The 26,832-nt window shown below is 68.1% G+C and carries 22 protein-coding genes; 12 read left to right on the top strand and 10 right to left on the bottom strand.

Annotation, left to right across the window (positions count from 1 at the left end):
• The 3 genes from NJ1_RS32840 to NJ1_RS32830 all read right to left on the bottom strand — a co-directional run.
• On the bottom strand, positions 1–1,347 hold a 1,347-nt coding region (locus NJ1_RS32840), incomplete at its 3' end, for an acyl-CoA dehydrogenase family protein (protein WP_067702487.1).
• Between the two features lie 274 nt (positions 1,348–1,621).
• On the bottom strand, positions 1,622–2,584 hold the full coding sequence (locus NJ1_RS32835) for an oxygenase MpaB family protein (RefSeq protein WP_067702485.1): 963 nt from the start codon (positions 2,582–2,584) through the stop codon (positions 1,622–1,624).
• Between the two features lie 103 nt (positions 2,585–2,687).
• A complete protein-coding gene (locus NJ1_RS32830) occupies positions 2,688–4,601 on the bottom strand; it encodes an acyl-CoA dehydrogenase family protein (protein WP_067702482.1) in 1,914 nt (637 codons plus the stop codon).
• Positions 4,602–4,794: 193 nt separating this feature from the next.
• Between NJ1_RS32830 and NJ1_RS32825 the strand changes: the two genes are divergently transcribed.
• The 4 genes from NJ1_RS32825 (at position 4,795) to NJ1_RS32810 (ending at position 10,450) form a co-directional block, all read left to right on the top strand.
• On the top strand, positions 4,795–5,421 hold the full coding sequence (locus tag NJ1_RS32825; protein WP_067702493.1) for a TetR/AcrR family transcriptional regulator: 627 nt from the start codon (positions 4,795–4,797) through the stop codon (positions 5,419–5,421).
• A 126-nt stretch (positions 5,422–5,547) separates the two neighbouring features.
• A complete protein-coding gene (locus NJ1_RS32820) occupies positions 5,548–6,753 on the top strand; it encodes a homogentisate 1,2-dioxygenase (protein WP_067702479.1) in 1,206 nt (401 codons plus the stop codon).
• Positions 6,754–6,917: 164 nt separating this feature from the next.
• On the top strand, positions 6,918–8,087 hold the full coding sequence (gene fahA, locus NJ1_RS32815; protein WP_067702476.1) for a fumarylacetoacetase: 1,170 nt from the start codon (positions 6,918–6,920) through the stop codon (positions 8,085–8,087).
• Between the two features lie 98 nt (positions 8,088–8,185).
• On the top strand, positions 8,186–10,450 hold the full coding sequence (locus NJ1_RS32810; protein ID WP_067702473.1) for an MMPL family transporter: 2,265 nt from the start codon (positions 8,186–8,188) through the stop codon (positions 10,448–10,450).
• A 41-nt stretch (positions 10,451–10,491) separates the two neighbouring features.
• On the opposite strand, the gene NJ1_RS32805 is transcribed toward NJ1_RS32810, so the two are convergent.
• Positions 10,492–11,166, bottom strand: coding sequence for a TetR/AcrR family transcriptional regulator (locus NJ1_RS32805; RefSeq protein ID WP_067702470.1), 675 nt, complete (start codon positions 11,164–11,166; stop codon positions 10,492–10,494).
• 79 nt (positions 11,167–11,245) lie between these two features.
• Here NJ1_RS32805 and NJ1_RS32800 point away from each other — a divergent pair, with 79 nt between their 5' ends.
• On the top strand, positions 11,246–12,661 hold the full coding sequence (locus NJ1_RS32800) for a lipase family protein (protein WP_084479097.1): 1,416 nt from the start codon (positions 11,246–11,248) through the stop codon (positions 12,659–12,661).
• A 280-nt stretch (positions 12,662–12,941) separates the two neighbouring features.
• Positions 12,942–14,621: a phosphomethylpyrimidine synthase ThiC gene (thiC, locus tag NJ1_RS32795; protein WP_067702464.1), complete on the top strand. Its 1,680-nt coding sequence runs from the start codon at positions 12,942–12,944 to the stop codon at positions 14,619–14,621.
• A 317-nt stretch (positions 14,622–14,938) separates the two neighbouring features.
• On the opposite strand, the gene dmpI is transcribed toward thiC, so the two are convergent.
• From dmpI to NJ1_RS32770, 5 genes are all read right to left on the bottom strand, one after another.
• On the bottom strand, positions 14,939–15,154 hold the full coding sequence (gene dmpI / locus NJ1_RS32790) for a 4-oxalocrotonate tautomerase DmpI (RefSeq protein WP_281202293.1): 216 nt from the start codon (positions 15,152–15,154) through the stop codon (positions 14,939–14,941).
• Between the two features lie 161 nt (positions 15,155–15,315).
• The gene (locus NJ1_RS32785) at positions 15,316–16,230 is read right to left on the bottom strand and encodes a LysR family transcriptional regulator (protein ID WP_067702457.1); all 915 of its coding nucleotides are present in this window, start codon (positions 16,228–16,230) and stop codon (positions 15,316–15,318) included.
• Positions 16,231–16,243: 13 nt separating this feature from the next.
• Positions 16,244–16,429, bottom strand: a complete 186-nt coding sequence (locus NJ1_RS32780) for a hypothetical protein (RefSeq protein ID WP_067702455.1) — start codon at positions 16,427–16,429, stop codon at positions 16,244–16,246.
• A gap of 16 nt (positions 16,430–16,445) precedes the next feature.
• Positions 16,446–16,853 (bottom strand): VOC family protein, encoded by a 408-nt coding sequence (locus NJ1_RS32775; protein ID WP_067702452.1) that lies wholly within the window; start codon positions 16,851–16,853, stop codon positions 16,446–16,448.
• A 158-nt stretch (positions 16,854–17,011) separates the two neighbouring features.
• Positions 17,012–17,662, bottom strand: a complete 651-nt coding sequence (locus NJ1_RS32770) for a TetR/AcrR family transcriptional regulator (RefSeq protein WP_067702449.1) — start codon at positions 17,660–17,662, stop codon at positions 17,012–17,014.
• Positions 17,663–17,749: 87 nt separating this feature from the next.
• On the opposite strand from NJ1_RS32770, the gene NJ1_RS32765 reads away from it, so the two are divergent.
• Positions 17,750–18,832, top strand: coding sequence for an epoxide hydrolase family protein (locus tag NJ1_RS32765; protein WP_067702446.1), 1,083 nt, complete (start codon positions 17,750–17,752; stop codon positions 18,830–18,832).
• A 153-nt stretch (positions 18,833–18,985) separates the two neighbouring features.
• Positions 18,986–19,612: an NAD(P)-dependent oxidoreductase gene (locus tag NJ1_RS32760; protein WP_067702443.1), complete on the top strand. Its 627-nt coding sequence runs from the start codon at positions 18,986–18,988 to the stop codon at positions 19,610–19,612.
• Between the two features lie 97 nt (positions 19,613–19,709).
• On the opposite strand, the gene NJ1_RS32755 is transcribed toward NJ1_RS32760, so the two are convergent.
• Positions 19,710–20,858: a GTP-binding protein gene (locus NJ1_RS32755; RefSeq protein ID WP_084479096.1), complete on the bottom strand. Its 1,149-nt coding sequence runs from the start codon at positions 20,856–20,858 to the stop codon at positions 19,710–19,712.
• A gap of 81 nt (positions 20,859–20,939) precedes the next feature.
• Between NJ1_RS32755 and thiD the strand changes: the two genes are divergently transcribed.
• From thiD to NJ1_RS32735, 4 genes are all read left to right on the top strand, one after another.
• Complete coding sequence (thiD, locus tag NJ1_RS32750; RefSeq protein ID WP_067702440.1) at positions 20,940–21,791, top strand: bifunctional hydroxymethylpyrimidine kinase/phosphomethylpyrimidine kinase; 852 nt, start codon at positions 20,940–20,942, stop codon at positions 21,789–21,791.
• 101 nt (positions 21,792–21,892) lie between these two features.
• Complete coding sequence (locus tag NJ1_RS32745) at positions 21,893–23,044, top strand: Rv3169 family protein (RefSeq protein WP_067702436.1); 1,152 nt, start codon at positions 21,893–21,895, stop codon at positions 23,042–23,044.
• A 132-nt stretch (positions 23,045–23,176) separates the two neighbouring features.
• On the top strand, positions 23,177–24,442 hold the full coding sequence (locus NJ1_RS32740) for a bifunctional glycosyltransferase family 2/GtrA family protein (RefSeq protein ID WP_067702434.1): 1,266 nt from the start codon (positions 23,177–23,179) through the stop codon (positions 24,440–24,442).
• A gap of 262 nt (positions 24,443–24,704) precedes the next feature.
• The gene (locus NJ1_RS32735; RefSeq protein ID WP_067702431.1) at positions 24,705–26,828 is read left to right on the top strand and encodes an ArnT family glycosyltransferase; all 2,124 of its coding nucleotides are present in this window, start codon (positions 24,705–24,707) and stop codon (positions 26,826–26,828) included.
• The last annotated feature ends 4 nt before the right edge of the window (positions 26,829–26,832 follow it).

Below are 26,832 nucleotides of genomic sequence, written 5' to 3'. Positions count from 1 at the left end.
GGTGGTGCCCTCGTACAGCGAGTCGATCTTCGAATCGCGGATGTACTGCTCGATCGGGTAGTCCTGCAGGTATCCGGAGCCGCCCAGGGTCTGCAGCGATTCGGTCAGCGTCTCGTAACCGCGATCGGAGCCGCAGCCCTTGACCAGCGGGAGCAGCAGATCGTTGACGCGCGCGGCCAGATCGGCGTCCGCGCCGAAGTTGGCCTCGGCGACATCGGCGTTCTGGTACGCGGAGCAGTACATGTACAGCGCGCGAAGGCCTTCCGAGTACGCCTTCTGCAGCGCGAGGCTGCGTCGCACGTCCGGGTGGTGGGTGATGGTGACGCGCGGGGCGGCCTTGTCGGCCATCTGGGTCAGGTCCGCGCCCTGCACGCGCTGCTTGGCGTACTCCAGCGCGTTCAGGTAACCGGTGGACAGCGTGCCGGTCGCCTTGGTGCCCACCAGCATTCGCGCGTTCTCGATGACCTTGAACATCTGCGCGATGCCGTTGTGCACATCGCCGACCAGGTAGCCGATGGCCGGGGTCTCGCCGCCGAAGGTGATCTCACAGGTGGGCGAGGACTTGATGCCCATCTTGTGCTCGACGCCGGTCACCAGGGCGCCGTTGCGCTCGCCGATGGCCATGGTCTCGGGGTCGAACAGGAAGCGCGGCACCATGAACAGGGACAGGCCCTTGGTGCCCGGTCCGGCGCCCTCGGGGCGAGCCAGAACCAGGTGGAAGATGTTGTCGGCGGTGTCGCCGACGTCGCCGCCGGAGATGAAGCGCTTCACGCCGTCCAGGTGCCAGTCGCCGTTGGGCTGCTGCACGGCCTTGGTGCGACCCATGCCGACATCGGAGCCGGCGTCGGGCTCGGTGAGCACCATGGTGCCGCCCCAGCGGTTGTCCCAGGCGTGCACGGCCCACTTCTTCTGCTGATCGGTGCCCTCCTCGAAGAGCACCTTGTGCATGAGCGGGCCCATATTGAAGAAGCTGGCGGAGTTGTTGGCCGCCACGATCATTTCCTGGATGCCCCAGACCAGAGCGTTGGGCGCGGAGACCCCGCCCATCTCCTCGGGCATGCCCAGGCCGGAGTAGCCCGCCTCGTTGACCGCCGCGACGGTCTTGCGCAGCAGGTCCGGCACCTTGACGGTGTAGTTCGCGGGATCGTATTCGACGGGGGTGCGATCACCCTCCACGAAGGACGCGGCCACCGGACCCTCGGCGAGGCGTACCACCTCACCGAGCATGTCGCGGACGGTCTCGCTGTCCAGATCGCCGTAGGCGCCCTGATCGAGCAACGCCCCGATTCCAAGTACCTCGAACAAGTTGAACTCGATGTCTCGTACGTTCGCCTTGTAGTGGGACACGGACGGGCCTCCTCGCCGATTGCTTCGATGATCCAGCTCTTGATGATCGACTGAAGTTTGCCGTACGCTCGTCCGGCTACGCCACCGTAGGCACTTGTGCACCCGGTCACGAGCATGCCCCGAGACCGTCCGGAAACCACCCGCGGCAAGCCGCTGAACAGGTATTTCAGGGTATCGGAGCCGGACCTCCCCGCGCCGGATTTCACATCTACTCCGGAGTAACCGGAGCCTCCCGGAGCCCGCGTCAGCAGCCCCGAACCCGCCTCGGCGGTCCTCAGCCCGCGTCGGCGGCGCGAGGGGCGGTACGGCCGTACAGCTCCCGAGCCTGCGCCGGGCTGACGGTGACGGGATTCGCCGGAATCGCGGCATCGAGGTGCTCGCGCAGCAGGCGGCCGGTCATCGGGCCGATGAAACGCTTGGCGACCTGGTGCAGCATCCGATCGTTGCCCAGCGCCGCCGAGGCGGCGCGCATCGCGGGCCGGTAGGAGACGTCCAGCGCCTTGGGCTGATCGAATCCGCCGGTCTCGCGCATCCACATCGGCAGGGTGGCGATGGCGGCGGGAGCGACCAGGCGACTGCCCGCCCACAGCGAGAATCCGCGATCGCGCGGGGTGAACAGCAGGTAGTGCATGCCGCGGTGGGCGCGCTCGGAGGAGCTGAGCTTGGGCCGCATCATGGCGAAGTACTCGCGCACCTCCTCGCGGGAGGTCGGCACGTCGGACGGCTTGCAGGTCTGCAGTTCCGCCGCGATGATGCATTCGGCCCAGTACTGCTTCTCCTCTGCGGCACTGAGCTTTCCGGGTCCGTACATCTCGTAGCACTTGAGCACCGAGTGCCAGCCGGTGACGTGGATCCACAGCTGCGAGTCGGGATTGTTGGCGCTGTAGCGCTTGCCGCTGATCGGCTCGATGCCGGTCGCCTTGGCGTGCACCCGCATGAGGTGCTCGGAGGCCTCGATGGCCATGCGGCTGTCGGCCACCGCGGCGATCAGGAAGTACGCGAAGGTGTGGTCGAGCCTGCCGCGCGGATCGCTGTAGATGCCGCCGACATCCGCGACGGCGGCGGTGAGCGCGGGATCGAAGTGTTCGAGGGTGACCGCGCGCTGGAATCCGACCAGCGCCGTCGGAGCGGTCCAGACCTTCCAGGTCGGCGAACCCGGCCCGAAGAAGCCGTAGTCGACCTCACGAATGGTGCGAGCCGGTGCGGCGAACTGCGGTCGCGTCGTCGCTGTGGTCATCGTTCTGCTCCTTTGCAGAATTGATGGATCAGGCCGGAAAGACCTTTTCATTCACGAATGTAGCATTGCGCGGGCTCCACGAACGGAGCCCGCGCGATCACGATCAGGGATTCATGGCGTAGGCCCCGGAAAGAGCCCGGACCTGCGCCGACACCCGATCGAGACGACCCTGATCCGCGACGGGGCGGCGCACCAGATCCAGGGCGAGCCCCTGCTGCGTCTTCGTGGCGGAGGGCTTCGCGTTCAGGGCGACCGCATGCTTGGAGAAATCGCGCACGAAGATGTCGAAGAGCTGATCGAGCACGTCGGCATCGGCGCCGGCGATCTCGGCCTGCTCGAGGATGAGCTGGGCGTAGGGCACCAGCGTGAACAGCTCGCCGAGCGCGAACAGGAAGTCCACGTCCTGCTGCTGCTCGCGGGTCGGGGTGGCCGCGGCCAGCAGGGTCTTGAGGCCCAGCGCCTGCTCGAGGAACACGGCCACGTTCGGCACGTGCGCGAATTTCTCGAACACCGGACGCCAATCGGCGAAGCGAATCCGGCCGAGTCCACTGCTCGGCCCCTGCCGCCAGAGGAACTCGTCATCGGCGGCGTCGCGCCGAGTGCGCACGGGTTCGTAAGTGGCGCTTGCCAATTCGCTCTTCAGCTTGGGCACCAGACCGCCGGCGCGCGGTGCGACGCGGCGGCTGGACCAGCTCAGCGCGTCCGAGACCGCGCGCACCGCACCGCCCGGCGTCGCGCCCGGGAGATAGCGCAGCGCCGCCAGCGCGGCATCGGAGGGATGGAACATGTAGTTGGGCATGAACTTCAGCGACAGCGCCATGTTCACGTGCACGGTGCCCTCGAGCCGCGGCAGGCCGAACATGCCGACCATGGCCATCGGGAAGTACATGTCGTTCTCGAAGCCGCGCGCGGCGATCACGTCGGCGAGGTCCTCGTAGACCTTCTGCCCGTTGCGGGTGACCGACATCTTCTCGATGGCGCTGACCAGCAGGTAGCGGCGATCCTCGGGAGTGGCCGAGCGCATGTAGTCGATGGCCCGCTCGCTGTAGAGCTTCATGCCGATCAGGCGCGCGTAGTTGTCCGCGAGCAGCGACTTCACCTGAGGGAACTCGGTGACCTTGTGCCCGAACAGGATTCGGTTCTCGGCATGGGTGACGGCCTCGAACATGGCGTGCTCGCACGCGCCGACCGCACCGAAACCGAGATTGAACTTGCCGACGTTGACCGTGTTCATGGCGGCGTCGAAGGCGGCCCGGCCGGTGTGCAGGATGTCGGCCTCGGCGACCGGGTACCGATCGAGTTCGAAAGCGGCGACGTACATCTGGGAGTCGACGACGTTCTTGCGCAGCTTGTAGTTCTTGTGCCGGGAGTCCGCGGCGAAGAACAGATAGCCCGAGTACTCCTCGTCGGTCATCTTCCGCTGAAAGTCCGCCGAGTCGATGATCGGCTTGTCGGCGCGGCGGCCGAAGACCGAGACCATGGCGGCCTGATTGCCGTTGCCGATGTAGTACTTGCCGCCGGTGGCGGTGAAGCCGCCGCGCGCCTCGGGCTCGAGCACCATATCGGTGGAGTACACGTCCGCGCCGTGGTCCTGTTCGGACAGACCGAAGGCGAAGATCTCACCGGAGTCCAGAGCGGCGGCGGCCCGGGCCTTGGCCTCGGCGTTCGCGCTCTGCCAGATCGGCCCGAGGCCCAGGATGGTGACCTGCCAGACGTACCAGTACTGCATGCCGTAGAAGCCGAGGATCTTGCTCATCATGGCGATGCGCGCGGTGTCCCAGCGCTTGTTCGGGTCACCGCCGGCCTCGGCGGCGGGGGTCAGGAAGGTCGCGAAAACCCTTTCGCCCTTGACGAAGTCGAGGAAATCGGAGTACCAGACGCGGTCGCGGGCATCGGCCAGCAGCCGGGCCTTGCCGCGGCCTTCGAACCAGTCGACGGTGGCGCGCAGCAAGCGCCGGGTCTCCGCGTCGAATTCGGTGAACTCACAGGTCTTCGGATTGAAGAGGGTCTCGGTCATCTCGTCTTCCTCGGGCGGGGCTGTGGACGTGCCTCCGGGCATTTCATTCGCGACTGTAGCATTTTCCTTCATGGTTGCAGGAAATGAACCGGCAATCCGCTCGGTACGCGAAGGCCACATACCGGGCGTCCAGGTGAGCACCCGCCCCGACCTGCCGTTCCCCGGTCCCGAGGCGCTGCTATCGTCGGTGCCCATGGGCACAGATTCGGCTGTACGACCACGTCAGCGGGCGCGGCATCTGGGGCCCGAACGCCGCCGCCCGCAGGTGCTCGACACCGCGCTCGAGATCGCGGTGCAGGACGGCATCGCGGCCATCACCATCGCCGCCGTCGCCGACCGCATGAAGGTCACCCGCCCGGTCGTGTACGCCTGCTTCGCCGATCGCGTGGAACTCATCGAGGCACTCATCCGCCGCGAAGAGGATTACCTGCTCAACGGGGTGTTGGAGGCGCTGCCGCGACGCCGCGTGGAGGCCGACGAGGCGGTGTTCGTCGAGGGCTTCCGCGCCCTGCTGCACGCCGTCACCGCCCGCCCCGACACCTGGCGACTGCTGTACGGGAATCCCGATCCGGCGGTGGCCGATTCGTTCGGACGCGGCCGCGATCTCGCGGTGGCGCGCTGCACCCGGCGCCTGCGCCCGACGCTGCGCGCGTGGGACACCGAGGATTCCGAGCACAAACTGCCCGCCCTGGTCGAACTGTGGGTCTCGGCCGGAGAGGGCGCGGTGCGCACCCTGTTGACCGGCACCGGGGACTGGACCCCGGACACGCTGGGCGAATTCGTCGGCGCGGCGGTCTATCGCGCGCTGCGGCACGCCTGAGCGACGCGGCCGCACGGCCGGAGACCGGCTTTGCTGCGCAATCGGAACACCTGAAACCGAGCCTGCTGCGCAATCCCGATGGCTACGATGGGAAATACGGAACCATCAGTCAGCGGGAGACCGGCGATGACGTTCTATCGGCAAGTCGGATCGGTGCCACCCAAGCGGCACACACAGCATCGGGACGCCCAGGGTCGCCTCCACTACGAGGAACTGATGGGCGAAGAGGGCTTCTCCGGCGATTCCTCCCTGCTCTATCACCGCGGATTGCCGCCCGCCATAGTGGATTCGACGGTCTGGGCGCTGCCGAATCAGCGCACCCACCCGAATCATCCACTGCGGCACCGGCATCTGAAACTGCACGAGCTGTTCCCCGGCGACACCCCCGGCGACACCGACGTGGTGACCGGGCGACGCCTGGTGCTCGGCAATGCCGATGTGCGGATCTCGTATGTGGCGGCGCTGAGTGAATCGCCCCTGTACCGCAACGCCGTCGGAGACGAACTGGTCTACATCGAATCCGGCAGCGCCCGGGTGGAGACGGTGTTCGGCGCGCTCACCGTGCGCCAGGGTCATCAGGTGCTGCTGCCGCGCGCCACCACCCATCGCTGGCTGCCGGACGGCCCGGATCCATTGCGCGCGTACATTATCGAGGGCTCCGGGCACATCACGCCGCCCAAGCGATACCTGTCGAAGTACGGGCAGTTCCTCGAGCACGCGCCGTACTGCGAGCGCGATCTGCACGGCCCGGCCGAACCGCTGCTCGCCACCGGCGAGGATGTCGAGGTACTGGTCAAACATCGCCCCGCCGGTGAAATCGTCGGCACCCGAATGGTCTACGCGACGCATCCGTTCGACGCGGTGGGATGGGACGGCTGCCTGTATCCGTTCACCTTCGACATCGCCGATTTCGAACCCATCACCGGGCGGGTGCACCAGCCGCCGCCCGCGCATCAGGCGTTCGCGGGCTCGAACTTCGTGATCTGCAATTTCGTGCCGCGCAAGGTGGACTATCACCCGCTCTCGATCCCCGTTCCGTACTACCACTCGAACGTGGACTCCGACGAGATCATGTTCTACTGCGGTGGAAACTACGAGGCGCGCAAGGGATCCGGGATCGGGCAGGGTTCGGTGTCGGTGCATCCGGGCGGGTACGCGCACGGTCCGCAGCCGGGGGCGTACGAGCGCAGCATCGGCCTGGAATACTTCGACGAACTCGCGGTCATGGTGGACACCTTCCGCCCGCTGCAACTCGGAGAGGCGGCGCTGGCCTGCGAGGACCCCGGCTACGCGTGGACCTGGTCCGGACGCGGCCCGACGGCATGGATCTGAGCGGGCAGCACCACGGTGGTGTGGTGTCGGCTGCCCGCGACCCGGTTACGGCGTCGAACGCCGGACGCGGCGCCTACCGGCGCGGAGCGGAATTCGACCGGCGGGAATTCGCGGACCTCGGTCCGATCGCCGGGTATCACCCATGTGGACGAAGGGGCGCGTGAATGAGCAGTCGGGTGCGGATTGAGGTCCCCGAGGATTCCGGATTCGGGCTGACGCATCTGCCGTACGGCGTGTTCCGGCCCAGCGGCGGAGTTCCCCGGGTGGGTGCGCGGGTCGGGGACAGTGTCATCGATCTGGCTGTGGCACTGGATGATCCGATGTTCGCGCAGCCGAGCCTGAACGCGTTCATGACCCAGGGCCCGCAGTGCTGGCGGGAGGTGCGCGAGCGGGTGCGCGCCGCCGCAGAATCGGAACTACCGGCCGCGGCCGTGCATTCGGTGCGGGCGGTCCGATCGGACCTGCCGGTGGAGGTCGCCGATTACGTGGACTTCTACGCCAGCCTCGATCACGCCACCGCCATGGGCCGCATCTTCCGGCCCGATGGTGAACCGCTGCTGCCGAATTGGCGGCACCTGCCCGTGGGGTATCACGGCCGGGCGGGCACAGTGGTGGTATCGGGAACCGAACTCGGCCGTCCACACGGGCAGCGCCGGACCGATTCCGGCGCACCGGATTTCGGCCCGAGCCGCCGCCTGGACATCGAGGCCGAGCTGGGTTTCGTGGTGGGCGTGGGATCACCTCTGGGCCGGCCGATCCCGACCGGCGATTTCGGCGAGCACGTGTTCGGCGTGGCGCTGGTCAACGACTGGTCGGCCCGCGATATCCAGGCGTGGGAGGCGCAGCCGCTCGGCCCGTTCCTCGGCAAGTCCTTCGCTACCTCGCTCTCGGCCTGGGTGACGCCGCTGGAGGCGCTGGCCGAGGCGCGGATCGCACTGCCCCCGCAGTATCCCGAACCGCTGCCGTACCTGTCCGACAGCGCACCCTGGAGTCTGGACATCGCCCTGCGCGTGGAATGGAACGGGCAGCTGGTGTCCACTCCCCCGTTCTCGCGCATGTACTGGTCCCCGGCGCAGCTGCTGGCGCACCTGACCGTGAACGGGGCGTCCACCCGCACCGGTGATCTGTTCGCCTCCGGCACGATCTCGGGCGCGGAGCGCGGCGAGCGCGGTTCGTTCCTCGAATTATCTTGGGGCGGTACCGAACCCGTCGAGGTGAACGGCGAGTCCCGCACCTTCCTGGCGGACGGGGACGAGGTGGTGATCAGCGCGTCCGCCCCGGCGGTCGGCGGCGGGCGATTGACGCTCGGCGAGGTCCGGGGCCGAATTCGATAGCTTTCCCGCATGGCCATGACCATGGTCACTGTGCTGGCTCGCCGCCGATAAGGAACGTTACCGTTCCGAAGTTCAGGAACTTCGGAGGGTGTGCGTCGATGTTGACCAGTCTTGCTCGGTTCGCCATGGCGCGTCCGCGCGCCGTTCTGGTGGCCGCGCTGTTGCTGATGATCCTGTTCGGCGGCTTCGGCGCCACCGCGAAATCGCATATGGTCGGCGGCGGCTACCTCACCGATGAACTGGAGTCGGTGCAGGCCAACGACTTCATCACCGACAACTTCCCCGGCGGCAATCCGAACTTCATCGTCATGCTCACCGCCGAGGGCGGGGTGAACTCCCCCGAGGCCCGGGCCGAGGCACAGCGCATCACCGATCAGCTGAGTCACGATCCGGATATCACCGGCGTGCAGTCCTATTGGGGCACGGCCGCAGACCGCCAGGACCTGGCCTCGGCGCTGCGCAGCAAGGACAGTAGGCGCGGTCTGATCATGGCCACGGTGACCGGCACCGACACCGACGTGCAGAACCGCGCCAACGTGCTCAGCGATGAGCTCAACGGCGATCGCGACGGCGTGCAGGTCCGGGTCGGCGGCATGGCGGGCACGTTCGCGAACATCAACCACCAGGTGGAGAAGGATCTGCTGCTGGCCGAGGCCATCGCGGTGCCGGTGTCCGGGCTGCTGCTGGTGCTGGTGTTCGGCAGCGTGATCGCCGCGGCCCTGCCGCTGGGCGTCGGCCTGTTCGCGATCGCCGCGACGCTCGGCATCCTGCGCCTGCTCACCCTCGTCATGGACGTGTCCATCTTCGCGCTCAATATGACCAGCGCCCTGGGCTTGGCGCTGGCCATCGACTACAGCCTCTTCATCGTGAGCCGCTATCGCGAGGAGCTCCAGGCGGGCCGCGACCCTCGCGCCGCGATCATGCGATCCATGCAGACCGCCGGGCGCACGGTGGTGTTCTCCGGCCTCACGGTGGCGCTGGCCCTCGCGGCGCTGGCGGTGTTCCCGCAGCCGTTCTTCAAGTCCTTCGCGTATGCCGGTGTGGCCGTGGTGATCGCGGCCGTGGGCGCGTCGGTGATCCTGCTGCCCGCCGCCCTGATCCTGCTCGGCGACCGGGTGAACGCCTGGGATCTGCGCAAGCCGCTGCGCCGCCTGCTCGGCCGCGGCGAGGCGGTCCCGAAGCCCGCCGAGCAGAGCGGCTGGTATCGGCTGGTCACCGGCGTGATGAAGCGCCCCGGGCCGGTCGCGCTGGCCACCACCGCCATTCTGCTGTTGCTCGGAACCCCTTTCCTGTCAGCGCATTTCGGCACCCCTGACGATCGGGTGATCGGCACCTTCGCGTCGGCCCGGCAGGTCGGTGACGCGCTGCGCGGTGACTTCGGCGCCGATATGGCCTCCAGCGCGGTGATCGTGCTGCCCGGGTTCCACGGCGCTCCCAACGAGATCGGCGCGTACGCCACGGCATTGTCCAAGGTCCCCGGCGTTCCGGCGGTCATGTCCAGTGACGGCGTCTTCGTGAACGGGGCCAAGATGGCGCCGGGCGTCGCGCAGATGGCCGGGCCCGATGGCGCGTATCTGACGGTCGGCACCAAGCTGGCCCCGTACGCCGCCGAGGGCAAACAGCAATTGTCGGAACTACGTGCGGTGCCCGCACCCGGCGAGGCTCTCTTCGGCGGCGCGGCCGCGCTGAACGAGGACACCATGGATTCGGTGATCACCCGGCTGCCCCTGGCCGGTGCGCTGATCGCGATCATCACCCTGGTGCTGCTGTTCCTGTTCACCGGCAGCGTGATCCTCCCGATCAAGGCGCTGATCCTCAATATGCTGTCCCTGACGGCCACTTTCGGCGCGATGATCTGGATCTTCGAGCAGGGTCACCTCTCGGGTCTGCTCGGCTTCACCTCGGTCGGCAGCATCGACCTGTTCATGCCGATCCTGATGTTCTGCCTGGCCTTCGGCATGTCCATGGACTACGAGGTGTTCCTGCTCTCGCGCATTCGCGAGGAATGGCTGGCCTCGGATCGCTCCGCCGAGGCGAACACCCGCTCGGTCGCGCTGGGCGTGGCCCGCACCGGCAAGATCTTCACCGCCGCAGCGGGATTGATGGCCGTGGTGCTGCTCGCGGTCGCGACCTCGGAGGTGGCTCCGATGAAGCTCTTCGGTATCGGCCTGGCCCTGGCGGTGGTGTCGGACGCGACGATCATTCGCGGCCTGCTCGCCCCCGCGCTGATGCGGCTCATGAGCACCGGAAACTGGTGGGCGCCCAAACCCCTTGCCGCCCTGCACAAACGGATCGGCCTCGAGGAAGCCCCGACCGAACCGGCCGAGGCCGAACCCACGCCGGAAGCCGTGCTGAGCACATAGACCGCACCGCGCGCCGGCGGTGATCCGCCGCGGCGCGCGGTTCAGCCGAGCGCGAGCCGGCCCGCGTCCACGACCGTCACGAAGTGCGTGAGGTCCTGCGTGAGGGTGTCGACGGTGTCGGGCGCTCCACCGTCGTCGTGATGGTGCAGCCAGTCCGCGACCAGTTCGAACATGCCGCCGATGGTGGCCAGCGCCAGCGCCGGACTGCGCGAATCCGGGGTCGAATCCTGTTGCCGCCATTGGTGTTCGAGGAATTCGGCAGACCAGCGGCGGTTGCCGCGACGCTTGGCCTCCACCGCGGGTGAGATGCCGCCCGCCTCACCGAAGGTGACCTTGGCCAGGCGTGGATCGTCCGCGATGGCGTGCACGAACGCGCCGACGATGGCGCGCAGGCGCTGCGGCCAGTCGAGCTCGGCGTTCGCGACCGCGACCTCGGCGACGCGTTGCTGGATCTGCTCGGTGATCTGTTCCAGCAGCGCGGTGTAGCAGGCTTCCTTGCTCTCGAAGTGATCGTAGAAGCCCTTGGTCCCGACGAACGCCTGCTGGCAGATCTGCTCGATCGAGGTGCCCGAATAGCTCTGCCGGGCAAAGAGTTCCGTGGCCGCGGCGAGAAGCTGGCGACGGCGCTGCGCACTGCGCTCTTCGGCGTCCAGGCCCCGGATCCGACGCCGTGCCGAGGCCCGATCCGGCGCCGCCGCTGGTTTGCTGCGGGTCATTCCTAGACGATAGCCGGACACATTTCAGAAAGACATCTTGTTGCTAACCGGGCATCGTGTTGTAATCAGCGTCACGTCGATGACGAAGGGAACAGACGTGGCTATCAAAGGGGATCGCCGACGACGGGAGTGGCGGCGGTTCACCGCTGCCGCACTCGCGACGGCACTGACGGCGGCGACGGCGGTGCTGCTCGGGGGAGCAACCGCCGCTCCGGCCGCCGCCGCACCGCAACCGGTGAACGTGGATCCGTTCTACAGCGCGCCGGAGGACTTCGAATCCGCCGCGCCGGGCGCGATTCTGCGCACCCGCGAGGTGCAGCTGGCCGTGCTCACCGTACTTCCGGTGCGGGTGCGCTCGTGGCAATTGCTCTATCGCACAACGGATCTGTTCGGACAGCCGACGGTCGCGGCCACCACGGTGGCGGTGCCGCAGGGCGCGAACACCTCGCACGGCCGTCCGCTGGTCTCGCACCAGTTCTTCTACGACAGCACCTCGCCGAACTGCGCGCCGTCGTACGTTCTGCAGCAGGGCGGCGGCCTGCCCGCGCTCGAGGGGATCCACTCCACGGCCGAGTATCTGGAACTGGCGGCCTCGATCAGCCAGGGCTATGCGATCAATGTTCCCGACTACGAAGGGCTTCACGGCCATCTCGCGGTGGCGAAGGAACCCGGCTACATGGTGCTGGACAGCATCCGGGCCGCGGAGAGCTTCGAGCCGCTCGGCCTGGATGGTGCGAATACGCCTGTGGCGCTGTGGGGTTACTCCGGCGGCGGCATGGGCAGCGGCTGGGCGGCGGAGATGCAGCCGACCTACGCGCCGGAACTGAACGTCAAGGGCATGGCCCTGGGCGCACCGGTATCGGACGTGGAATCGCTGCTGCACGTGAACGGTTCGATGTTCGCGAGCCTGATCGGCGTCGGCATCGCGTCGCTGCGCAACGCGTATCCGAAGTTCGCGGACGCCACCGAGCGCTACATGACGCCGGAGGGCCGGGCCATCATGGACCGCACGGCCGGCCAGTGCCTGGTGCGCAATGTGCTGAACCTGATGTTCACCGACTATCAGCGCATGCTCACCATTCCGATCGCGGACTTCCTCGCGCTGCCGGAGGTGAGGGAGGTGTTCGATTCGACTGTGCTGGGCGGCAATCCGCCGACCGCGCCGATGATGGTCTATCAGGGCGTGTACGACGAGGCCGTGCCGTGGTACACCAACGACCGCATGGTGCGGCAGTGGTGTGACGGCGGGACCTCGGTCTACTACAAGCGCGATCACCTCAGCGAGCACCTGACCCTGACCACCCTGGGCATGGCGGACGCGTTCAACTGGATCAAGGCGCGGCTGACGCCGGGTGCGCCCGATCAGGTCGGCTGCCGCACCGAGAACGTGGTCACCATGCTCGCGAATCTCGATGCCCTCGCGACGCAGACCGAGATCGGCCTGAACGCCACCTTCGGCGCGCTGGGCTGGCCGATCGGACCGCAGGAGCGGTAGCCCGGCCACACCCCTCACCTGCTCTGACTCGCGCCCGACCGGTACCGACCGGTCGGGCGCGACCGTGCTGTGCGCATAGATACGACAGTGCCGTGCACGGAGATATATCTTCCGCGTCCGCCTCGCCGATTCCGGTGACCGGGTAGGGTCGGCGACGGCACTTCACTGCCAACGGGGGCTCGCACCAGCGGGCTGAGAGGACGGCTAGCCCATTCGGGCGGAGCAGGGCTGTCGACCGTATGAACCTGACCGGGTAATGCCGGCGTAGGGAGGATGTTCTATGTCATCGAGTCGTGTCGCGTCCACCGGAGGCGCCCAGCCCGGCGCCGCACCCGTCGACACCGTGACCACCGGCCCCATCCAGGGCAGCGTCAAGCACTACGAGCAGGTCGAAGCCGACGGCGTGACGCTGCGGATTCCGGTGCGGCGCATCAACCTCACCAACGGTGAGCATTTCGACGTCTACGACACCTCGGGTCCGTACACCGATTCCGACGCGGTGATCGACCTCGAGGGCGGACTACCCAAGATCCGCGACGAATGGACCAAGCCGGACATCCCGGGTCCGCGCACCCAGCTGGCCTGGGCCCGAGCCGGAATCATCACCCCGGAGATGCACTTCATCGCGGCGCGTGAGCGCATGAGCGCGGAGTTGGTGCGCGAGGAGGTCGCCGCCGGGCGAGCGGTCATCCCGGCCAATCACAATCACCCCGAATCCGAGCCGATGATCATCGGCAAGAAGTTCCTGGTGAAGATCAACGCCAATATCGGCAACTCGGCCGTGAGCTCCTCCATCGCGGAGGAGGTGGAGAAGATGGTGTGGGCCACCCGCTGGGGCGCCGACAACATCATGGATCTGTCCACCGGCAAGAACATCCACGAGACCCGCGAGTGGATTCTGCGCAACTCTCCCGTCCCGGTCGGCACCGTGCCGATCTACCAGGCGCTGGAGAAGGTGAACGGCGATCCCACCAAGCTGACCTGGGAGCTCTACCGCGACACCGTGATCGAGCAGGCCGAGCAGGGCGTCGACTACATGACGGTGCACGCGGGCGTGCTGCTGCGCTACGTGCCGCTGACCGCCAAGCGGGTCACCGGCATCGTCTCGCGCGGTGGGTCGATCATGGCGGCGTGGTGCCTGGCGCATCATCAGGAATCGTTCCTGTACACCAACTTCCGCGAACTGTGCGAGATCCTCGCGAAGTACGACATCACCTTCTCCCTGGGTGACGGATTGCGTCCGGGTTCGGTGGCCGATGCCAACGACGAGGCGCAGTTCGCCGAGCTGCGCACGCTGGGCGAGCTCACGAAGATCGCGAAATCCTATGGCGTGCAGGTGATGATCGAGGGCCCGGGCCACGTGCCCATGCACAAGATCGTGGAGAACGTGCGCCTGGAGGAGGAGCTGTGCGAGGAGGCCCCCTTCTATACCCTGGGCCCGCTCGCCACCGATATCGCTCCGGCCTACGACCACATCACCTCGGCCATCGGCGCGGCGATCATCGCGCAGGCGGGCACGGCCATGCTCTGCTACGTGACGCCGAAGGAGCATCTGGGTCTGCCCAATCGGGACGACGTCAAGGTCGGCGTGATCACCTACAAGATCGCCGCCCATGCCGCCGATCTGTCCAAGGCGCATCCGCACGCCCAGGACCGTGACGACGAACTCTCCAAGGCGCGCTTCGAATTCCGCTGGCACGATCAGTTCGCGCTGTCGCTGGATCCGGACACCGCACGGGAGTACCACGACGAGACCATGCCGGCGGAGCCCGCCAAGACCGCGCACTTCTGCTCCATGTGCGGTCCGAAGTTCTGCTCCATGCGCATCTCCGCCGACGTGCGCGAGTACGCCGAGAAACAGGGTCTGACCGACGTGGCCGCCATCGAGGCGGGCATGGCCGAGAAGTCCGCCGAATTCGCCACCGCCGGCAACCAGGTCTATCTGCCCGTGGTGTCGTAACTCGATTCCCGCTGCCCGAGTGGGTGATTCGGGGGCGCTACCGATCGTGGGGTATCGGTAGCGCCCCCGGCAGGAACCACCTGCCTACCTGACGGGTCACCGACCCGCGGCGTCCGAATCCGGCGGACCGGTCGCATCCGGCGGACCGGTCGCATCCGGCGGACCGGTCGCATCCGACTGCATCCCACGGTCCGACCGCGTCCGGCGGTCCGACTGTGTCCGGCGGTCCGACTGCGTCCGACTTCGACAGTCCGGCGGCCGTCCGAGAATGGCAGCCCGTCCGCCACCCGACGCGGTCCGCCGGGTGACTGACGCGACTATTTGTCGGCGGTGAGTGTGCCGCCGATGGCCCAGCTGTCGGTGGGCACCTCCTGAATCCACACCTGGACGGCCTCGGCCGGAATCTGCAGGGCGTCGACGAAGGCATCGGTGATGCGCCGCACCAGATCTCGCTTCAGTTCGATGGTGCGCGGACCCTGCTGCACGGTGACGATGGGCATGACTGTTCTCCTCGGATCGATAGTGAATTCGATTGGCTCCGTGCGACTTTCGGATTCGGTATCCGTGTCTTCCGGCGGCCTGGGAACAGTTCACCGCATTCGCGCGCGCGGACCAATGGCCACTGTGCGCACGCAGCGATAAGCAATGCTTATCGTGGCGGCGGGGTCCGCCCGGCGGGGTCCGACCGCAGCGCCTATCGCGACCGGGGGCCGGACGCGTCGGCCTCGGCGAGCAGGGCGACCAGCAAGGTCAGGTGATCGGTCGCGGCGTCCGCGCGCACGGCCAGCGCGATCGGCAGCGCCATCCCGGGATCGGCGAACGGCCGGAAGGCGATGCGCGGAGTGCGCACCAGGTCGGCGTTGGAGTTGTACACAACCGTCCACATGGGTGCACCGGACCCGACGACCGCGAGATTGTCCTGCAGGGTGGCCGAGGCCGGAGCCGGTGCGGGGATCGGCTCGAAACCCGCACGCGCACAAGCGGTCAGCACCAGATCCACCAGCGCCGGATGGTTGCGCCGCTCGGTCATCCGCAGCGGAACGTCCGCCAGATCCGCGAGCCGCACCGATTCCCGCTCGGCGAGCGGATGCCGTGCGGGCAATGCCACCACCAGCGGATCCGACCAGACGGGCAGGAAATCCAGCTCGGGACTGCGCCCCGGTTCGGGCGACCGGACGAACGCCGCGTCCAGCCCGCCGTCCGCCACCTGCCGCACCCGTTCCTGCACGGGCAATGCGACCAACTCCAGCCGGACGTTCGGCACCCGCTCGGCGAACCCGTCCAGCACCGCGTCCAACCGCGCGCCCAACCCGGTCACCGTGCCCAGGCGGAACACCTCGGCCCGCCCACCGGCCAGGTCCGCGACCGACGCGCGAGCCTGATCCGCGGCCGCCAGCACCGCCCGCGCGGCAGGCAGGAACCGCACCCCGGCCGCAGTCAGCGCCACCTTGCGCGAAGACCGCTCCAGCAGCCGCACTTTCAGCTCCCGCTCCAACCGGGCCACCTGCTGCGAAACCGCGGGCTGCGCGATGTGCAGGCGCTCGGCCGCCCGCCCGAAATGCAGTTCCTCCGCCACCGCGACGAAGTACCGCAGCTGGCGCAATTCCACCGCTACCGACTCCTCAGGCTCGAAACACCGCGATGGCGAACCTATCACCGGTCACGATCAGCCCTCGAGGCTCGAGGTTCCGGGCGCACCCGCACCACTCGCCGAGAGCGCCGACCGCGCCCATGATCCGCTCGATCTCGAGGTCGGACAGTTCGGGGTAGATCGGCAGGCAGACACGGGCCCGGGCGAGGTGTGTCACGGGCGGAAGCGAGCGGTCAGGGACGCGACGAGATCTGCTGCACTCCCCAGCTGTTCCCGTCCGGATCCTGGAAGAAGAAGAATCCGACATTGTCCAGGGGATGCGGTGTGGGCGAGGGATTTTCGCCCAGGACCTGGATCTCGCCGACCTCGACGCCGCGTCCGACGAGTTCGGCGCGGGCGCGCTCCAGATCCGGGACGACCAATTGCAGACCCTTCAGCGAGCCGGGCGGCATATCCGGGACCATGCCCTGGCCGATGACGATGGAGCAGCCGGAGCCGGGCGGGGTCAGCTGCACCCCGCGCATCCCGTCGCCGGGTCGGATGTCGAAATCGACATGGAAGCCGAGCTTGTCGCCGTAGAAATCCTTGGCGCGATCGATATCGGACACCGGGACGACGACTACTTCGAGAGTCCAGTTCACGGGCGTTCCTTCCGGTCGGGGCCTATCTCACCAGTACAGACGTGAGCTCGCACCGCAAATCATCGCCCCTCCCGCCGCACGGCCGCTGCTGCATCGCCCTACCGCCCCACGGCTGCTACGGCATCGCCCGTCCGGCCGGCGGCCGCGGGAAACGACAGTCACCGGGTCGCGGGCTGCCATCGGTGCGCGAATTCTCCGGGGGTGGGCGGCGGGCCCGGAAGATCTCCTTCGGCGGCGAGCCCGTCGACGAGCAGCGCCAGCACACGGCGGCGCAACTGCGCGGTGCGCGCCGGATCGGGCAGCGTGATAGCGGCGCAGGATTCCAGGATCAGGCCCAGGTCGGCGGCATCGACGCCGGCGCGCAGGCGGCCGGACTCGCGAGCCCCGGCGATGATCCGCTCGGCGAGCTCCCCCGCCCGCAGCACCTCCGGCAGGAAGGAATCGTCGGGGGTGAACGTGCCGGCCAGGTGCACGGTCAGGGAGTGCACATCGGCGTCGACGACCCGCTGCAAGAAGTCGACCAGCACCTCCCACCCTCCCGAATTCCGCAGTGCGGCTTCGGCTTCGGCGTTATAGCGGCGCAGCCCGTCGTAGCAGAGGGTCCGCAGCAGGTCCTCCTTGCCCGGATATCGCCGATACAGCGCGCTGATCCCCACCCCCGCCCGCTCCGCGACCGCGGAGATCGGCGCCTTGGGTTCGGCCAGGAACACCTCGCGCGCCGCACTCAGGATGATCTCGTCATTGCGGGCGGCCTGCGCCTTGCGGCCGGGTAGCCCCCGCTGAACCGGTTTCTCGTCCGTATCGCTCATGACTTCAGCCTAACACTTGAACGGAAGGATCTGTTCCGTTACTGTCTTCATCAGAACAAAATATTCCGTTCCAATTAGGAGACGAGCATGACCGCGATCCGCCCCTTCCGCATCGAGATCCCGCAGGCCGACCTGGATGACCTGCGGGCACGCCTGGACCGCACCCGCTGGGCCGATCAGATTCCCGGATCGGGCGAGGAGTACGGCGTGAGCGTGGACCGCGTACGACACCTGGTGAACTTCTGGCGCGACGGGTTCGACTGGCGCGAGGTGGAGGCGAAGCTGAACGCGTACCCGCATTTCATCACCGAGATCGACGGCCAGGACATTCACTTCCTGCACGTGAAGTCGCAGCGAGAGAACAGCTTTCCGCTGATCCTGACCCACGGCTGGCCGGGCACCTTCGTGGAGTTCCTGGACGTGATCGAGCCGCTCACCGACGCCGGATACGACCTGGTCATCCCCTCGGTTCCCGGATACGGATTCTCCGGCGTCACCACCGAATCCGGATGGGACGACGCCCGGATCGGCACGGCCTGGGCCGAGCTCATGAAGCGCCTGGGGTACACCCGATACGGCGCGGCCGGTAACGACGGCGGCTCCGCCATCTCCCCGGAGGTCGGCCGCGCGGACGCCGAGCACGTGACGGGAGTCCATGTGACACAGGTGTATTCGTTCCCGACCGGCGATCCCGCCGAGATGGTGGATCTGACCGAGGACGAGCAGAGCTCGCTCGCCACCCTGGACTGGTTCGTGAAGAACAAGATGGGGTTCAACGTGCTGCAGTCGCAGCAGCCGCAGACTCTCGCGCACGCGCTGATGGATTCACCGACCGGGTTGATCGGCTGGAATTCCCAGCTGCTCGGACCCGACCTGGACGACGAGTTCGTGCTCACCAATATCGCCATCCACTGGTTCACCGGTACCGCGGGCTCGGCCATCCGGCACTACTTCGAGAAGAGCCGGGCCGCCCAGCCGGCCGGGCCGACGACGGTGCCGACGGCCCTGAGCGGCTCCAACGGCGATTTCCACGGGATTCGCCGGTTCGCCGAGCGGGACCACAACATCGTGTCCTGGAAGACCCACGACGTGTACACGCACTACCTGCATCACTCCGCGCCCGAATTGATGGCCCGGGAGATCGGCGAGTTCTTCGCGCGATACCGCTGACCCGCCGCGGCCCACCCGTACCCGGGCGGGCCGCGTACGTGGAGTCTGTCGCATGTCCGCGAGACGCACGACGATGGTTCGCGAACGCTCCGGTTGATGTACTGGATTCACCGTCAGAACAACGCAATTGCGTACTCGACCAGGAGGAACATCATGCGAATCGCCATCTTCGGAGCCACCGGAACCGTCGGCAGGCAGGTCGTCGAGCAGGCCCTCGCGGCGGGGCACGACGTCACCGCGCTCACCCGCTCGGCCGCGAATGTATCCGTCGCCCCCGACCAGCGACTGCGGATCGTCGAGGGTGACGTATTGGATCCGGGTGCGGTCGAGCGCACCGTCGCCGGGCAGGACGCGGTGATCGTCACCCTCGGCGCGGGACGCAAGGGCGTGGTCCGCGCCGAGGGCACCCGCACCGTCATCGAGGCCATGGGTCGCACGGGGGTCAAACGGCTCATCGTGATGTCCTCGCTCGGCGTGGGCGACAGCCGGGGCAACCTCGACTTCCTCTGGAAGTACGTGCTGTTCGGCGTGGTGCTGCGCCAGGCCTACGCCGATCACGTGCGGCAGGAGGCCTACACGCAGGCAGCCGACCTGGACTGGACCATCGTGCGCCCGGCCGCGTTCACCGACGATCCGGCCACCGGCCGCTACCAGCGTGATGTCGCCCCCGACGCCCAGGGGCTGAAGCTGAAGATCGCCCGCGCGGACATCGCGGCGTTCCTGCTGGAGCAGCTCACCGACACCACCTACCTGCGCCGCACCCCCGGCATCTCGAATTGAGCTGTCACACAGTTCGATTCAGCGCGGGCGAATCCCGGTCCGCACCGAGCGGCCGAGGCGTCCTCGGCAGCTCCGCGCAGGCCGGGATTCGTCGGGTTCAGGCGTGTTCGTGCGTCGGGCCCCAGGACGGGAACGGATCCGGATACGCGGCCCAGACCTGCGGTCCCGCAGCCATTTCCGCATCGGTGAGCAGGGCGTGGCTCAGCAGATCGCGGACGTGCGGGCGGTCCAGCTTCACGCCGATGAACACGATCTCCTGGCCCGGCGTCATATCCAGCGCGGTCCAGTACGCGCCCGCCTCGAAGGTCAGGTTGGGCCCGGCCTGGGACCAGATGGCGGCCAGATCGGGGCGGGTCGCGAGCCAGAAGAAACCCTTGCTGCGCAACAACCGCTGCAGTTGTGCCAGTGCGGAATTCAATCGTTCGGGATGGAACGGCCGGTCGGCGGTGAAGGTCAGGCTGCTGATGCCGTACTCCTCGGTCTCGGGCGTGTGCCCGCCCGCGAGTTCTTCGTCCCAGCCCTCGAATTGGGCCGCGATATCCGGGTTGTAGCGCCCGGTGCCGAGCACCTCGGACAGCTCCACCACGCCGCGCTCGGCCCGCACGAGACGCGCGCCCGGATTCAGGCGCCGGATCGTCGCCTCCACCGTGCCGGCGGCGTTCGCGCTCACCAGGTCGGTCTTGTTGAGCACCAGCACGTTCGCGAACTCGACCTGATCGATGAGCAGATCGGCGATGGTGCGGGCATCCCCTGCACCCGCCTGCAGATTTCGTTCCGCGAGCGCCTGCCCCTTGACCACTTCGGCCAGGAAGGTGGAGGCGTCCACGACGGTGACCATGGTGTCCAGGCGGGCGAGCTCGCCGAGGGTGAAACCGTCCTCGAACTCCCACTCGAAGGTGGCGGCCACCGGCATGGGTTCGGAGATGCCGGTGGATTCGATGACGAGCTGATCGAATCGGCCCTCGCGCGCGAGCTTGCCGACCGATTCGATGAGGTCCTCACGCAGCGTGCAGCAGATGCAGCCGTTGGTGAGTTCGACGAGTTTCTCCTCGGTGCGGTCCAGGTGCCCCTGACCCGCGATCAGCGCCGCGTCGATGTTCACCTCGCTCATGTCGTTCACGATGACCGCGACGCGGCGGCCGTCGCGGTTGGCGAGGATGTGGTTGAGCAGGGTCGTCTTGCCCGCGCCCAGGAAACCGGAGAGCACGGTCACGGGCAGCGGCGCGGGGATCTGGGCTGAAGTCACGAGTTAATGATAACGGTTTTCATTAGCTATAGAGATTCGGGGCCGCTCCGCCGCGTTCGCCGAACCAGTAGGGTCACGGACGTGGATCTGCTACCGCTCACCCCCAACGGCCGGACGCCGGTGCGCGCCCTGACCATCGCCGGCACCGACTCCGGCGGCGGCGCGGGCATCCAGGCCGACTCCCGCACCATGGCGCTGTGCGGCGTGCACGCCTGCGTGGCCGTCGCCGCCGTCACCGTGCAGAACACGCTGGGCGTCAGCGGTTTTCACGAGATTCCGCCGCAGATCGTGGCCGATCAGGTGCGCACCGTGGTGGGCGACATCGGCATCGGGGCCGCCAAGACCGGCATGCTGGCCTCGACCGGCATCATCGAGGCCGTCGCGACCGTGTGCCGGGAGGTGGGCATCGGACGCGACGGCGGTATCCCACTGGTGGTCGATCCGGTCGCGGCCTCCATGCACGGCGATCCGCTGCTGCACGCCGAGGCCCTGGACGCGGTGCGGCACACCCTGATTCCGCTCGCCACCGTCGTCACCCCGAACCTCGACGAGGTGCGGCTGATCACCGGCATCCAGGTCACCGACGACGCCACCGCCCGCAAGGCCGCCGAGGCGCTGCACGGGCTCGGCGCGCAGTGGGCCATCGTCAAGGGCGGGCACCTGCGCACCTCCGAACTGAGCACCGACCTGCTCTTCGACGGCGACACCTTCCTGGAACTGCCCGCCCCCCGCATCGCCACCGGCAACGATCACGGCGGCGGCGACACCCTCGCCGCCGCCATCTGCTGCGCGCTCGCGCACGGGTATTCGGTGCCGGACGCGGTCGCCTTCGCCAAGGAGTGGACCTTCCGCTGCCTGGAAGCCTCCTACGATCTGGGCGCCGGCCACGGCCCGGTCTCCCCGCTCTGGCGACTGCACCTCGGCCTGCGCTGAGAACCCTCGGCGCTCGCACCGTGGCGACCGGCACCGGGACCGAACCCGCTGGGCGGGACGCAGTCTCGACCGCGCCGCACGCCGACTGTTAAGCCGGGTGCGTGAACAACCCGATCGGACCGCTCGGCCCCGCCGACGAAGGCTTCAACCATCAGATCGCCGACACCGTCGCGACGGTCGCCACCAGCGATCTGGCCTGGACCGAGAAGGTGTGCGCCATGGCGTGCGCGCCGGACGGTTCCCGGCAGCTCGGGTTCGGCCTGGGCCAGTACAAGAATCGCAATGTGCTCGACGCCTACGCGGGCATCTCGCAGGGCGTGCAGCAGCTCACCGTGCGCGGAAGTCGCACGCTCGCACCACATCCCGACGTCACCTCGGTCGGCCCGATCCATTACGAGATCGTCGAGCCGATGCAGCGGATCCGCTTCCGGCTCGACGAGAACGACTGCCAGCCCATCGCTTTCGACTGGCTCTTCGAGGCCGCGCTGCCCGCGCAGCTGGAGGACCGCACCCATATGCGGCGCGGCTACCGGGTGATGTCGGATCTGGTGCGCTATCACCAGATCGGCACCGCGTCGGGGTGGGTGAGCATCGACGGCGTCCGCACCGAATTCCAGGACTGGGTCTCCACCCGCGATCACTCCTGGGGCGTGCGCTACGACGTCGGCCTGCCGATGCCCGATGTGGAATCGATGGACCTGCCCGAGGAGGTCTCGTTCCGGATGATCTGGGCCCCGATCCTGATGACCCGCCCCGACGGTTCCCGCTACGGCCTGCACCTGCACTACCAGATCATCCAGATGGACGGCTATTTCAGTAAGACCGTGATGGGCGGAGTCGAGCACGATCACGGCTGGCTGCAGAAGTGGAAGGATCTGGTCCCGGATCTCGCCTTCGACCCGGTGAACCGGCGACTGCGCGGCGGCAAGATCCTGGCCACCACCGAGGACGGCGCGGAGCGGGTGCTCACCCTGGAGGCGGTGTCGGACACCGGGTTTCATCTCGGCGCGGGCCTCTATTTCGGACTCGACGGTCAGCACCACGGCTCCTGGCGCGGACCCGGCGAGCACGTGGACGGCGAACGCATCGCCGATTGCAGCACCCACGACGCCGCGCGCCGTCTGCACCAGATCCGGGACACGGTCGTGCGCGTCGCCGACTCCACCGGAGCCGTCGGCTACGGCAATTGCCAGCCCATCATCACCGGCGGCGACGCGTCGCTCGGCCTGAGCAGGGAATCCTCGTTCATGTGAGTGCGGCCGGGGTTCATGTGAGCGCGGCCGGGGCTCATGTGAGTGCGGCCGGGCCCGTGACCTGCGGCGCTCACAGGAACCTCCCAGCTGCGCCGCAGGGCCGGCCCAGTCTGATCGTCGAAGTTGGTCACCATGACCGACACCGTGACCGCCGTCCGCACGGCGGAACCAGCAGGGGCCGTGACCACGCCCGTTGTGGATGTGGTCGTTCCCGTCTACAACGAAGAGGTCGATCTGGGACCGTGCGTGCGTCGCCTGCACGCGTTCCTGGCGTTGAACTTCCCGTTCACCGCGCGAATCACCATCGCGGACAACGCTTCCACCGACACGACGCTCACCGTGGCCCGGGAACTCGCGGCGCAGTTGAACGGCGTGCGGGTGGTGCACCTGGACCGCAAGGGGCGCGGGCGCGCCCTGCGTGAGGTGTGGCAGCAGTCCGACGCGCAGGTCGTGGCCTACATGGACGTCGATCTCTCCACGGATCTGAACGCGCTGCTGCCGCTGGTCGCGCCGCTGGTGTCCGGACATTCGGACCTGGCCATCGGCACCCGGCTGGCCTCCTCGTCGCGGGTGGTGCGCGGCCCCAAGCGGGAGATCATCTCGCGCTGCTACAACCTGATCCTGCGCACCTCGCTGCAGGCCAAGTTCTCCGACGCGCAGTGCGGATTCAAGGCCATGCGCAGCCAGGTCGCGAAACTGGTGCTGCCGCTGGTCGAGGACGGTGAATGGTTCTTCGACACCGAACTGCTGGTGCTGGCCGAGCGCATCGGGCTGCGCATCCACGAGGTGCCGGTCGACTGGATCGACGACCCGGACAGCCGCGTCGACATCGTGGACACCGCGCGCAAGGATCTGCGCGGCATCTGGCGGGTCGGGCGGGCGCTCACCAGCGGGCGACTGCCCATCAACGAACTGCGCGAGGCCATCGGCCGCGAACCCCTGGTGGAGGGGGTGCCGCTCGGGATGGTCGGGCAGCTGGTGCGATTCGGCATCGTCGGTGTCGGCTCCACCCTGGCGTACCTGCTGCTCTACCTGGTGCTGCAACCGATGCTCGGCGCACAGCCCGCCAACTTCCTGGCCCTGCTGATCACGGCGGTCGGCAACACCGCCGCCAACCGCGCCTTCACCTTCGGGGTGCGCGGCTCGTCCCAGGCGGTCTCGCACCACTTCCAGGGCCTGCTCATCTTCGGCTTCGGACTGTTCCTCACCAGCGGATCCCTTTTCGCCCTGCATCATTGGGCTCCCGGATCCGCCGTGCACCTGGAACTGATCGTCCTGGTGATCGCCAACCTGCTGGCCACCCTGGCCAGGTTCGTCGGCCTGCGCTGGGTCTTCCGCCAGGCCCACGCCCGCGACCTGCCCACCGAGCTGAACGAGTCGAAAGGAATGATCCGATGACCGCGATTTCCCCCGCGCCCCGAGCGATCACGACCGTCGTTCCACACTCCGCGCAGCCGATCCACGGACACCTCCAGAGCTGGACACCGGGCTGTGCGTTATCCGAGCACAACCCCTCGGCAGCGCACGGTCCCGCCGTACGGATTTCACTCTCCCCGCTCACTGCCGCGGCCCCGGATCACCCGCTGACGCGCGGCCTCGCACGAGTACGCGGCGGCGACAACCCCGTCGGACTCGACAGCTATCGGACCGGAGGCGCTCGATGACCACGACAATCGCCGAACCGCGAGCGACGGCCCCGCTGGTCGAGGATGCGGCGCCGCCGGCGCGGCGCCGGGAACTCCTGGCGCTGGCGGCACTGCTGATCGGCACCGCCGCCGCGTATCTGTGGAACCTGTCCTCCAGCGGCTGGGCCAATTCGTTCTATGCCGCTGCGGTGCAAGCGGGTTCGGTGTCGTGGAAGGCGTTCTTCTTCGGCTCCTCCGACGCCGCCAACTCGATCACGGTGGACAAGACGCCGCTGTCGCTGTGGCCGATGGAATTGTCGGTCCGGGTCTTCGGGCTCTCCAGCTGGGCCATGCTGTTCCCGCAGGTGCTGCTGGGCGTCGGCTCGGTGGCCATGCTGTGGGCGAGCGTGAAGCGCAATTTCGGGACCTCGGCCGGGCTGCTCGCCGGACTCGTGCTGGCGCTGACTCCGATCGCGGCGGTGATGTTCCGGTTCAACAACCCCGACGCCATGCTGGTGTTCCTGATGGTCGCCGCGGCCTGGGCGATGACCCGCGCGGTGGCCGACGGCCGCTGGCGCTGGCTGGTGCTCACCGGACTGTTCATCGGCTTGGGGTTCCTGGCCAAACAACTTCAGGTGCTCCTGGTGGTGCCCGCGCTCGCACTGACCTACCTGATCGCCGGACCGCCGAAGCTGGGCACCCGAATCGCCCAGCTCTTCGCGGCGGGTGCCGCCATGCTCGTCGGCGCGGGCTGGTGGGTCCTGGTGGCCGAACTCTGGCCGACCGACGACCGCCCGTATTTCGGTGGCTCCCAGAACAATTCGATCGTCGAGTTGACCCTCGGCTACAACGGCCTCGGCCGCCTCAGCGGTAACGAGAGCGGCAGCGTCGGACCGGGCGGGGAACTGCCCGCCGGCGGAAACGGCATGTGGGGTTCGACCGGCATCACCCGACTGTTCGAGCCCGCGCAGGGCGGGCAGATCGCCTGGCTGATCCCGGCGGCGCTGATTCTGCTCGTCGCGGGACTCCTGGTGCGCGGCAAGGCAACCCGCACCGACGGTCAGCGGGCCGCGCTCATCCTCTGGGGCGGCTGGCTGGTGGGCACCGGTCTGGTCTTCAGCTTCATGAAGGGCATCTTCCACCCGTACTACACGGTGGCCCTGGCCCCGGCCGTGGCCGCGCTGGTCGGCGCGGGCAGCGTGCAGCTGTGGCAGCACCGGGACCGGCTGTGGGTCCGGCTCGCCTCGGCGCTCACCCTGGCCCTCACCACGGCGACGGCGTGGATGCTGTTGTCCCGCACCACCTCCTTCGTGCCCTGGCTGCGGTGGGTGATCCTGGTCGGCGGTGTGCTCATCACCCTGGCGATGCTGATTCCGCTGCCCCGCAGGGCCGGTCTCGCGGCCGCCGCGGCGGCAGTCCTGCTCGCGCTGGCCGGACCGGTGGCCTACACGGTCGACGGCCTGTCCACCGGGCACGAGGGACCGATGCCCTCAGCCGGTCCGAGCGTGCGCGGCGGCTTCGGCTTCCCCGGCGGCATGCACGGCGGTGACGCGAACTCCCGGCGCGGCCCAGGCGCGGGCGGCAACTCCGGACCCGGGAACTTCAACGGCGGCAACGGTCGTGGCGGGAACGGCGGCCAGGGCAGCACCCCACCCGGCGGCGCTGACACCCCGGGAGGCGCCGGCGGCGCTGCCACCCCCGGAGGCGCCGGCGGCGCGAACATGCCAGGCACCAGCGCCGAAGGCGGTCAGATGGGCGGCATGATGGGCGGCGCGGCGGGCGGCGTCATGGGCGCGAGCAAGCCCAGCGACCGCGTCACCGGACTGCTGCTGTCCGAGGGCAACGAGTACACCTGGGTGGCGGCCACCGTCAGCTCCAACAGCGCGGCGGGTTTCCAGCTGGCCACCCAGCTTCCGGTGATGCCGGTCGGCGGCTTCAACGGCAGCGACCCCTCCCCCACGCTGGCGCAGTTCCAGCAGTACGTGGCCGACGGCGACATCCACTACTTCATCGCCGGCAGTCAGGGTGGCGACCGAGGTGGCGAGGGCCGCAACAGCAATGGCGCCGGTGCGCAGATCACCGCCTGGGTGAAGGAGCACTACACGTCCCAGGAGGTGGACGGCATCACCCTCTACGACCTGACCGCACCCATCGCCTGACAGA

Source organism: Nocardia jejuensis NBRC 103114, from assembly GCF_001613145.1.
Classification (GTDB): domain Bacteria; phylum Actinomycetota; class Actinomycetes; order Mycobacteriales; family Mycobacteriaceae; genus Nocardia; species Nocardia jejuensis.
This window is presented reverse-complemented; position numbering and strand designations above follow the sequence as displayed.